The following is an 8913-nucleotide window of genomic DNA, read 5'->3' as shown; positions in this document are numbered from 1 at the left end:
GAATTCAAGCTTGGTTATGCTGATAAATTCAGCAAAAAAAACTTGATCAGTATCCACAACTCAAATACTGTATACACATACAGCATGTATGAAAGGACAGTATTATGCTTCAAGTAAATTTCGCTTCTCAACTATCAGCTCAGTACCCTTTGGCTAATGCCCATCGCTCAGTCAATACGATTGAACAAGCCATGATGTCAAAGCTTGCTAAGCTATCCCAGCACCAACAGCAGTGGATCTTATTCACCTCTGAATGTCCTCGACCACAGTATGAACAGTTTGCTTCTTTCAATATACATTGCGACAGAGTGATCCACATGAAACCCTCTCAAACGTTATCGGAATTAGAGATTGTGATTAAAGCTATCCGCTCCGGAAATGCCAGTGCGATAATCGCGTCAAATACTATTGAGCCTATCAACCAACACCTACTCAAGCAATTAGCGGCCGAGCACCACTGTGATGTATTTTTTGTTGCAGGGAAACAGCAACCGTTTCATTGATCGAGAAAATGCTGTTGAGGGTGAATAATGCTGTATTACCCTCCATAACGGCAAAGGCCTAGCACTGTGGCTAGACCTTTGAGATTAGAACATCTTATTGTGTCACTGTGACACCAATAGATTAGATATCAATTACATCGAATGCCACTTCAGTATCGACATCGGCTTCGTAATCAACGCCATCAACACCAAAACCGAATAACTTCAAGAATTCTTCTTTGTATTCAACGTAATCCGTCAGCTCTTTTAGGTTTTCAGTAGTGATCTGTGGCCAAAGCTCACGGCAATGCTTTTGAATATCTTCACGCAGTTCCCAGTCATCCAGACGCAGACGATTTTGCTCATCTACTTCCGGCGCACTACCGTCTTCTTTATAAAGACGTTGGCTAAACATGCGATAGATCTGTTCAATACATCCTTCATGTACACCTTGCTCACGCATTTTCTTAAACACCATTGCGATGTAAAGAGGCATAACAGGAATAGCTGAACTGGCTTGAGTAACAACCGATTTAAGAACGGCCACATTAGCCGTACCGCCTAATACAGAAAGCTGTTCATTCAGTGCCGATGCGGCGCGGTCTAAATCCATCTTCGCTTTACCTAGCGCACCATCCCAATAGATTGGCCAAGTTAGCTCAGTACCGATATAGCTATAAGCCACGGTTTTACACCCTTGGGCCAATACGCCAGCTTCAGCAAGTGCATGGATCCACAGCTCCCAATCTTGACCACCCATAACCGTTACCGTGTCTGCAATTTCCTGCTCAGTTGCAGGTTCAACACTGGCTTCAATGATGATGTCTTTATTGGTATCAACCGCTGTCGCGGTGTATGTTTGGCCAATCGGTTTTAATGATGAGCGAATCAGTTCGCCAGTTTCAGGTAACTTACGCACTGGTGAAGCAAGCGAGTAAACCACCATATCAATTTGACCTAAGTCTTGTTTGATTAGCTCGATCGCTTTCTGTTTTGCTTGGTGAGAAAATGCATCACCATTTAGGCTTTTAGCATACAAACCCGCCTCGTGAGCAAGCTTGTCAAACGCGGCTGCGTTATAAAAACCGGCGGTGCCTGGTTTTTTGTCCGTGCCCGGTTTTTCAAAGAAAACACCGATGGTCGCAGCACCTCCACCAAAAGCGGCGGTAATACGAGACGAAAGGCCGTAGCCACTGGATGAGCCTACAACAAGTACACGTTTCGGTGCATTTTTGATAGGGCCTTGTGCTTTGGTGTAAGCAATTTGTTCTTTTACATTAGCTTCACAACCCACAGGGTGCGTTGTCGTACAGATAAATCCACGAATTTTAGGTTTGATGATCATATTCAACTTCCTTCAAAAATCTCCGCTAGGATAAAAGTTTCGCTCGAAGATCTCACCCTATTTCTTTAAAAACAGGCAGAAATTGCAAGTGGTTGGATCTCTCGTGGCTCAAAAAATCAGGGCACCCGACTAGGATGCCCTGATATACGGTCACACTTTTAGTGACGATATTCGCGACTAGGCGACATGATTAAGCTTTGGCTTTCCCGGCTTATTGGTCATCACCTCGCTCAAGTCATGGCTAAAGTGATCAACTTGAATCGCTTTATAACGCAGTTTGTCTGCGGCCAAAATTTGGTCTACTTCAGTTTGAGTCAACACATTTTCACTTAAGGCTTGAGCTAATCGCTCAGTCAGGGCACCTTTACGCGCAATTTTACCCTCTTTGGCTGCGCGGAACAGCTTGCGCTCAAGTGCACTGATACCGTACATCGCCAAAAACGCTTTTTCCATCAAGCCAACGCTATCGTCTTCCTCTGGCCCAATGTAACAAAGATGAGTGAGACGATCTCGATGTGCTCCAGGAGTCATTAAGCTTTCCGCCAGTTTGACCGACAGCTCATCGCTAGGTTTGTCATAATGGTTGCCCAAAGGGAAGACCAACACTTTAAGTAAGCGCCCAACCACTTTGTTGGGGAAGTTGCTGTACGCCTCTTGCAAAGATTTAGCCGCGTGGTACAAACAATATTGCACCGCGTAGTGCACGTAATCTAAATCGGTTTGTTGGCGGCCTTCATCTTCATACTTTTTCAAGGTCGCTGAAGCCATGTACAGATAACTCAAACCATCACCTAAACGCGCTGAGATCATCTCTTTACGTTTAAGATCGCCACCTAACGTCAACATAGCGAAATCGGCACTCACGGCAAGTGCTCGGCTAATGCGCGTCAACTGTTGGTAATACGCTTTTGTTGGGCCGCTCATCTGCGCTTTGACAAAGCGCGAACCCGTTAATGCAGCACCGAGTGCCCCAAAGGTATTTTTGGTCGCGTGGCTAATGTGCTTAAACAACAGCTTATCGAAATCTTTCGCGCCTTGCTCTGTATCAGGATTAGCCGCCGCTTCCATCTCTTTCAAAACATAAGGGTGACAGCGAGTGGCACCTTGGCCAAAGATCATCAAATTGCGAGTTAGGATATTGGCCCCTTCAACCGTAATTGCGACCGGGATACCAAGATAATGTGTTCCGAGGTAGTTCATTGGTCCATCTTGAATCGCTCGACCAGAGTGAATATCCATCGAATCATTTAAAATTGTGCGCGCAATTTCTGTCATATGATATTTGGCAATGGCAGTCACTATGCCCGGCTTTTCTTTCAAATCGAGCGAGGTTGTGGTTAAGGTTCGTGTCGCTTCAAGCAAATAAGTTAAGCCACCGATACGGCCCAATGCTTCAGCTACCCCTTCAAATTTACCAATCGACATGCCAAATTGCTTGCGCACATAAGCGTATGCACCTGTCGTGCGCGAAGTTAAGTGACCAATCGCCGTACCAAGTGCGGGCAATGAAATACCACGCCCTGCCGACAAACATTCCACCAGCATGCGCCAGCCTTTACCCGCATAGTCAGCACCACCGATGAGCCAATCCATCGGGATGAAAACATCTTGACCACGCGTTGGGCCATTCATAAACGCAAGGCCGAGTGGATCGTGTCGCTCGCCAATTTCCACGCCTTTGTGATTAGCAGGGATCAACGCGCAGGTAATACCGATATCGAGCTTATCGCCTAGAAGTTTTTCAGGATCACTGAGTTTGAAAGCTAGGCCTAGCACAGTTGCAACCGGAGCCAGCGTGATATAACGCTTATTCCAACTGAGTTTAATACCAAGGACTTCTTTGCCCTCGTGCTTGCCGTAACACACCACGCCTTGATCAGGAATGCCGCCAGCATCGGAGCCTGCTTCTGGCCCTGTCAGCGCAAAACAAGGGATATCGGTGCCGTCGGCTAAACGAGGAAGCCAGTAGTCTTTCTGTTGTTGTGTACCGTAGTGAGAGAGAAGCTCTCCCGGGCCAAGCGAGTTTGGCACCATCACTGTAACAGCGGTACTGATACTGCGCGTCGCAATCCGTGACACTATGGTGGAATTGGCGAGTGCGGAAAATTCACGACCACCGTAGGCCTTTGAAATAATCAAAGAGAAGAAACGCTCTTTACGCAGAAACGTCCACACTTCCGCTGGCAAGTCGCGATCTTCTTTCACGATTTTATGGTCATCTAACATAGACAGCAGCGTTTCCAACTCATTATCAATGAAAGATTGCTCTTCATCTGACAAGGTTGGTTTTGGGTAATGATGCAGCTTGGTAAAGTCTGGACGACCTGAAAACAGCTCACCATCCCACCAAACGCTGCCCGCTTCCATCGCCTCTTTTTCTGTCTCCGATAACGGAGGCAAAACTTGCTTAAACAGTTTAAAGGCGGGGTCGCTTATCCATTTTCTTCGTAGAGAGCTCATGATCAGATCCTTTTGTTCGCTTGGATTGTTACTTCTTATAATAGATTTAATTGGGTTAATCAGCCGCAACGCCGGCGGCTAAATAAGGAATAAGTAAGTCAACGACGGCTTTGGCATCCACTTGGTTGCCAAAATCACTTTCGGCAATCTCAGCCAATGCTTGGCTCGACGCCATGGTAAAAACACACGTGCCTAACGTGAAGTGCAAACGCCAGAATAGAGTTTCAGGCGTCAGTTTTGGGTTCGCCTTCATCACTGACTGAGTAAACAGTGACAATACATCGCTGTAGCGTGTGGTGATAAACCAACGCAAATGACCTTGCACATCGGTATAGCCGCGACCAATCAACAACATAAAACGGCTGGTACCGTTGGGCCTAACATCATTCAACGCACGTAATGGTGTACGCAATGACTCAAACACTTCCGACATTTGATATTCATCTTGGGAGTTTAACTCCTGCAGCGCTTGTTGAACGGCCGGCATAAATGCTTCTAAATAACGATTCAACACTGCACGCACTAACGTTTTCTTATCACCAAAATGGTAGTTAACCGAGGCTAGATTTACTCCAGCTTTGCTGGTGATAGCTCGTAACGATGTATCGTTGAAGCCATGTTCAGCAAACAATCCCTCTGCAACATCTAGGATTTTTTCTTTGGTACTACTTCTTGGTGCCATTTCAATCACTCGTATCAAACAGGTGTTTGAAATATACTATCGACACAATTGATTAACAAGCAATTAACATCACATTTTTACGAAATGATCGGAGCTGAAGAGTAAAATAGAAGTAAGCTAATGAAAGATAAATATTTTAAAAATAAATTGAAAAAAATGGCTTTAAGATGGAACTGATTGTGAAATGCTCAGTCTCAATAAGTGTAGTTAGCAGAGCATTAAGAATTTTACAGGCCGTCAAATTTTTCTTCTTACTGTAACTACCGATATGCTGCTTTTTCTTATTAACTCCTATGTTTATTTGTATCCGCCCAGCGCCTTTTGCTCTGGGCTTTTTTTTGCCGCATGAGAGGCAAAGCAGTAACTGACGAGCGATAAAATCGGCCAACACTGCAATTTTTACTCAGGTCAGTATATACTACGGCCCTTTTCTGCTCGAAAATCATCATGAAACTGTCTGACACCCCCATAACACAACATACTTTTGCCAATAACCGCTTCTATTTAAAACGTGATGATCAACTTCACAGCCATTTTTCAGGAAATAAAGCGCGTAAGTTTATGGCGTTATTGGATAGCGATCTCCCCGGCATCAGCACTTTAATCAGCTATGGTTCGGCGCAGTCGAATGCTCTCTATTCTCTGGCGGCTCTTGCGCGCATTAAAGGGTGGAAATTTGAGTTTTATGTAGACCACATTCCAACGTGGTTACAACAAAGGCCGATTGGCAACTATCGTGGCGCACTGGATTTAGGAGCGCACATCATCGAAGTTAGCCCCATCAATATAATGCCCCCCGAGCAGTATATTGATACGATCCGCCAGCCTGATGCTTCATGCTTAGTCGTACCGGAAGGCGGTCGCTCAAAGATGGCCGAAACGGGCATTAAGCAGTTGGCTCTAGAAATTCTCAACTGGATGAGAATGGAGACAAAAACGCAATTCGTCGTTGCGTTGCCCTCCGGGACAGGAACCACTGCGATCTACCTGCAAAAATATCTAAAACCGCACGGCATTGAGGTTCTGACCTGTGCTTGTGTAGGGGGAAATGACTACCTCATCCAACAATTTGACGAGCTTGAAGAGCGCCAGTACCCTACGATTATATCTACAGAGAAAAAGCATCACTTTGGACGATTGTACGAAGCCGATTATCGGATGTGGCAAAATCTACTTGAGCAGACTCATGTGGAATTTGATCTGTTGTATGACCCTATGATGTGGCAATGTTTGTTACCTTGGATGGAAGCTCATCCAGAAAAAACGGTGATTTATATTCATCAAGGTGGGTTACTGGGCAATGAAAGTATGCTGCCCCGCTATCAGCGGCAATTTGATTAACTACCTCACTATAAATAGGAGATACACCATGCTGAAGTACTGTGTTTGGTTATTATTGATTGCTCCTAGCTTTGGCTACACGAAAGTAATCAATACCGCTTCGCTACCGGTTGTGGTGGCTACAGAAGGTAATGCTTTGCAACGTGTTTGCTATTATAAGGACCAAGCTTATTCTATCGGTGCAGTGATTCAAGTCGGTGAGCTGTATATGATCTGCCAAGAGGCCAATGATTTTGAAACCAATGGCCCCTTAAGATGGGTGTTACTGACTCAACAAAAATAGTGAGAGGAAGATTAGTTTAAGCCTCCCATTAGGGTGTATTTCACTTCCAAATATTCGTCTAACCCCTGCTTTGCTCCCTCGCGGCCAAGACCTGACTCTTTGATGCCGCCAAACGGTGCGACTGTAGTTGATATCAAACCTTCGTTAATACCAACAATACCGACTTCCAGTGCCTCACTCAATCGCCAAGCCCGAGCCAGTGACTGCGTATAGCAGTATGCAGCTAATCCAGAATCCGTGTGGTTTGCACGTTCAATCACTTCCTCTTCGTGAGTGAAACGAAATAAAGGTGCAAGTGGGCCAAAGGTTTCTTCTTGAGCCACCAACATCTCTTCTGTCATCTCTGTTAATACGTGAGGCTCAAACAAGCGGCTACCGGCTTGAGGCAGAGTGCCATATTGCACTAGAGCGCCTTGCGCGGTGGCATCCGCAATATGTAATTTGACTTTAGCCACCGCCGCATCATTGATTAAAGGCCCCATTGTTACGCCCGATTCCAACCCATTTCCCACAATCAGCTTGCTGACTTTATCAACCAATTTTTTAACAAATTTATCGTACACGCCCTCTTGCACATAGATTCGATTGGCACAGACACAAGTTTGACCAGCGTTACGAAATTTCGCCACCATCACACCCTCTACGGCGGCATTAATGTCGGCATCATCAAACACAATAAAAGGGGCATTACCACCCAGCTCGAGCGACAACTTTTTGATGTTGTGCGCGCACTGTGCCATTAATATTTTCCCCACTCCTGTTGAGCCAGTAAATGAGAGTTTGCGTACCACTTTGCTGCTGGTTAATTGCTGCCCGATTGCGATTGCCTCTCCGGTCACCACTTGCAATAAGCCAGCGGGAAGCCCAGCACGATGCGCCAATTCCGCCAAAGCAAGAGCAGTAAAAGGCGTATCTGGTGCTGGTTTGAGTACCACTGCGCACCCAGCCGCAATCGCTGGAGCACATTTACGAGTCACCATAGCCGCAGGGAAATTCCAAGGCGTGATCGCAGCAACCACACCAATAGGTTCTTTCGATACCAGTATTCTTGCATCCGCTTTATGACTCGGGACAAGCTCACCATAAGCTCGTTTTGCCTCTTCGGCATACCATTCGACAAAGCTGGCAGCATAGCTGATCTCGCCTTTCGCTTCCGCTAAAGGTTTGCCTTGCTCGTTGGTTAAAATCAGTGCCAGATCATCGCTGTGTTCAACAATCAATTCATACCAAGATCTAAGCACTCTCGCTTTGTCCGCCGCTGGCTGTTTTTTCCACAGTTTCTGCGCAAGCTCTGCACCCTCAATCGCTTGTTGGACTTGCGCACTATCTAGCTGCGGAACCGTTCCAATCAGAGTGCCGTCATAAGGGTTGTAAACGGTTGAGGTGAGCGAGTTGGATGCACAAACCCATTGACCATTGAGATAACATTGTTGTTTAAAAAGTTGAGGATCACGAAGCTGCATGACGATGCTCCTAGCGATAATATGGGGGGAGAAGCACAGGGTAAAAGGAAACTGAGTCAGGTTCAATTGATAAACGGTATTATTCAGGGATTGCGACTATCTACTCATGAATCAGCCTCGACCCAGCCGCTTCCTATGCAGAAAAATGGCGTTAACTCACCACGTCTTCCACTGTAAAAACTCCCCTTAAGGGATCAATGTTTTGACAATAAGTGTTACCAACCACCTCTTTCGCTTGATACATCGCCTCATCAGCCAAGGCCATTAAATGGTGCATACTATTGGTTTGTAAGGGGAAGTAGCTGATACCGACACTAACACCAACGGTTAGGCTTTGCCCTTCAAACTCAATGGGCAGCCCTAAGCATTTGATGATTTGTTTGACTTTCTCTGCGACAAAGTCGTACTCATCAATCAGATCGAGGCACACTACAAATTCATCGCCGCCAAGCCTTGCCGCAAAATCAGATTGGCGGATACTGGCCTCTAAGCGAATCGCGATTTGCTTTAAAATTTCATCTCCCGCGCAGTGGCCTTGAGTGTCGTTGATGGTTTTGAAATTGTCCAAATCAATGAAAAGCAGCGCTAACTTCACCTTAGTCCTGTTGGCTTTTACGATGGCGTTATCCAACAACTTTTCAAACGCTCGCCGATTAAGTAGCCCCGTCAACGAATCATGTTCAGATAGAAACTGAAGCTGATCTTTTTGAATTTTTAACTCTGAGGTTTGTCGCTCAACCTCTAATTGCAATTCATCTTTTGTCACGGTTGTCGTTTTTAGTGAGACCTTCATATGGTTAAAAAAGTCAGCCAAAGCTACAAATTCAATATCCAGATTAACTGGTTCAATCTTGCTT

At 45.6% G+C, this 8913-nt stretch carries 8 protein-coding genes; 3 read left to right on the top strand and 5 right to left on the bottom strand.

What is annotated here, in order from left to right; all coding sequences use genetic code 11:
• Positions 1-104 precede the first annotated feature (104 nt).
• On the top strand, positions 105-503 hold the full coding sequence (locus tag B9J87_RS10105) for a hypothetical protein (RefSeq protein ID WP_017045220.1): 399 nt from the start codon (positions 105-107) through the stop codon (positions 501-503).
• A gap of 121 nt (positions 504-624) precedes the next feature.
• On the opposite strand, the gene fabV is transcribed toward B9J87_RS10105, so the two are convergent.
• The 3 genes from fabV to B9J87_RS10090 all read right to left on the bottom strand — a co-directional run bounded on the left by fabV (position 625) and on the right by B9J87_RS10090 (position 4969).
• Complete coding sequence (fabV, locus tag B9J87_RS10100; protein WP_026028134.1) at positions 625-1827, bottom strand: enoyl-ACP reductase FabV; 1203 nt, start codon at positions 1825-1827, stop codon at positions 625-627.
• A 177-nt stretch (positions 1828-2004) separates the two neighbouring features.
• The gene (locus B9J87_RS10095) at positions 2005-4287 is read right to left on the bottom strand and encodes an acyl-CoA dehydrogenase (RefSeq protein ID WP_026028135.1); all 2283 of its coding nucleotides are present in this window, start codon (positions 4285-4287) and stop codon (positions 2005-2007) included.
• 55 nt (positions 4288-4342) lie between these two features.
• On the bottom strand, positions 4343-4969 hold the full coding sequence (locus B9J87_RS10090) for a TetR/AcrR family transcriptional regulator (RefSeq protein WP_010319039.1): 627 nt from the start codon (positions 4967-4969) through the stop codon (positions 4343-4345).
• Between the two features lie 447 nt (positions 4970-5416).
• Between B9J87_RS10090 and B9J87_RS10080 the strand changes: the two genes are divergently transcribed.
• Positions 5417-6310, top strand: coding sequence for a pyridoxal-phosphate dependent enzyme (locus B9J87_RS10080; protein ID WP_088728934.1), 894 nt, complete (start codon positions 5417-5419; stop codon positions 6308-6310).
• A gap of 28 nt (positions 6311-6338) precedes the next feature.
• On the top strand, positions 6339-6593 hold the full coding sequence (locus B9J87_RS10075; protein WP_094150538.1) for a DUF1496 domain-containing protein: 255 nt from the start codon (positions 6339-6341) through the stop codon (positions 6591-6593).
• Between the two features lie 11 nt (positions 6594-6604).
• On the opposite strand, the gene B9J87_RS10070 is transcribed toward B9J87_RS10075, so the two are convergent.
• Positions 6605-8056 (bottom strand): NAD-dependent succinate-semialdehyde dehydrogenase, encoded by a 1452-nt coding sequence (locus tag B9J87_RS10070; protein ID WP_194661952.1) that lies wholly within the window; start codon positions 8054-8056, stop codon positions 6605-6607.
• A gap of 151 nt (positions 8057-8207) precedes the next feature.
• Positions 8208-8913: GGDEF domain-containing protein (locus B9J87_RS10065; RefSeq protein WP_141201567.1), on the bottom strand; the 706-nt coding region annotated here is incomplete at its 5' end.

Origin of the sequence: Vibrio sp. V19_P1S1T109 (assembly GCF_002241375.1) — a bacterium.
Lineage (GTDB): Bacteria > Pseudomonadota > Gammaproteobacteria > Enterobacterales > Vibrionaceae > Vibrio > Vibrio anguillarum.
Note: the sequence above shows the minus strand (reverse complement) of the source record. Positions and strands in the feature narration are given on the sequence as shown.

Coding starts and splice junctions, on each gene's coding strand:
- B9J87_RS10105 (WP_017045220.1), top strand. CDS start 105: ATGCTTCAAGTAAATTTCGCTTCTCAACTATCAGCTCAGTACCCTTTG.
- fabV (WP_026028134.1), bottom strand. CDS start 1,827: ATGATCATCAAACCTAAAATTCGTGGATTTATCTGTACGACAACGCAC.
- B9J87_RS10095 (WP_026028135.1), bottom strand. CDS start 4,287: ATGAGCTCTCTACGAAGAAAATGGATAAGCGACCCCGCCTTTAAACTG.
- B9J87_RS10090 (WP_010319039.1), bottom strand. CDS start 4,969: ATGGCACCAAGAAGTAGTACCAAAGAAAAAATCCTAGATGTTGCAGAG.
- B9J87_RS10080 (WP_088728934.1), top strand. CDS start 5,417: ATGAAACTGTCTGACACCCCCATAACACAACATACTTTTGCCAATAAC.
- B9J87_RS10075 (WP_094150538.1), top strand. CDS start 6,339: ATGCTGAAGTACTGTGTTTGGTTATTATTGATTGCTCCTAGCTTTGGC.
- B9J87_RS10070 (WP_194661952.1), bottom strand. CDS start 8,056: ATGCAGCTTCGTGATCCTCAACTTTTTAAACAACAATGTTATCTCAAT.